2 protein-coding genes are annotated in these 1,356 nt (G+C 62.8%); both read right to left on the bottom strand.

Going from position 1 to position 1,356, the window contains the following annotated elements; all coding sequences use genetic code 11:
• Positions 1 to 235 (bottom strand): enoyl-CoA hydratase/isomerase family protein (locus tag AC1D0Z_RS21880; protein ID WP_477660253.1); only part of this gene is annotated, 235 nt, incomplete at its 3' end.
• 6 nt (positions 236 to 241) lie between these two features.
• A complete protein-coding gene (locus AC1D0Z_RS21875) occupies positions 242 to 1,225 on the bottom strand; it encodes a Bug family tripartite tricarboxylate transporter substrate binding protein (RefSeq protein ID WP_477660252.1) in 984 nt (327 codons plus the stop codon).
• Positions 1,226 to 1,356 lie beyond the last annotated feature (131 nt).

Below are 1,356 nucleotides of genomic sequence, written 5' to 3'. Positions count from 1 at the left end.
GACCCGCCTCCTCAAACCGGAACCCCGCGTATTCAGAGATGTCGCCGCCTGCGCAGAAGTGGCCGCCCTCCCCCCGCACCAGCACGCAGCGCACATCGGCTGACTGCTGGACGCTTTCGAACGCTGCGCGAAGCTGGCGCCACATGGCCCGGCTCATGGCATTGAGCTTGCCGGGGTGGGAAAGGGTCACCAAGGCCAGGGAGCCCTTCACTTCCAGTAAAACGGCTCCAGACATTAAAGGTCAATCAAGTTTGGCGCCGGAGGCTTTCACCACCGCCGACCAGCGTTTGACCTCATTGCTCACAAAGGTGCCGAACTGCTGGGGCGTGAGATTGCCGAAGTCCGCACCGTTGTTAGCCCAGATCGCTTTGAGCTCATCGCTGGTGGCGGCCTTGCGCAGGTCTTCCACGATGCGCCCCTGCACGTCGGTGGGGGTGCCCTTGGGCGTCCACACGCCGTACCAGGTGGTCACGGTGTAGTCGGGCAGGCCGAGTTCGCCCGCGCAGGGCACATCCGGAAACGCTGGATTACGCTTGGTGCCGGACACCATCAGCGCCTTGATGCGGCCCCCCTTGATGTGGTTGGCTGAAGAGCCCAGGCCGTCAAACATCATGTCGACGTTGCCGCCGATCAAATCCTGCAGCGCAGGGCCCGCGCCGCGGTAAGGGATGTGCGTGATGAAGGTCTTGGTCTGCTGCTTGAAAAGCTCACCTGCCAGATGGTGCGAAGTGCCCGCCCCGGCCGAACCGTAGTTGTACTTGCCGGGCGACTTGCGCACGGCTGCAATGTAAGCCTTGAAATCGGCAAACGGCATGTTGCGGGGATTGACTACCAGCACCTGCGGCACGTTGGCCATCAGGGCCAGCGGCACAAAGTCCTTTTCGATGTCGTAGTCCAGCTTGGGGTACATCGAAGGTGCAATCGTATGGTGCACAGCCCCCATGAAGAGTGTGTAGCCGTCGGGCTGGGCCTTGGCGGCGATGCTCGCGCCCAAGGTCCCGCCGGCACCGCCGCGGTTGTCGATGATGAGCTGTTTGCCCGTCAGTTTGGCAAACTGCGCCGACAGGGGGCGCGCAAAAGCATCGGTGCCGCCACCTGCGGGAAACGGCACGATCATCGTTACCGGTTTGGTGGGCCAGCTTGACTGCGCATGCAGCAGGGGTGATGCGGCTGCAGCGCCGGCCGCAGCGATGCGCAGGATGTCGCGCCGGTTGATTGAACTCATGGTTTGTCTCCTTTGATGGGTTTTACTACGGGATGATATTCGGGAAAGATGGCCTTCAACGCAGCACCTCGCTGGCTCCGGCGACCTTGATCAGACGCGCTGCATCTTCGGCCGCCGGGAAACCCCGGGCC

Source organism: Polaromonas sp. P1_E3 (assembly GCF_056405935.1).
This window is presented reverse-complemented; position numbering and strand designations above follow the sequence as displayed.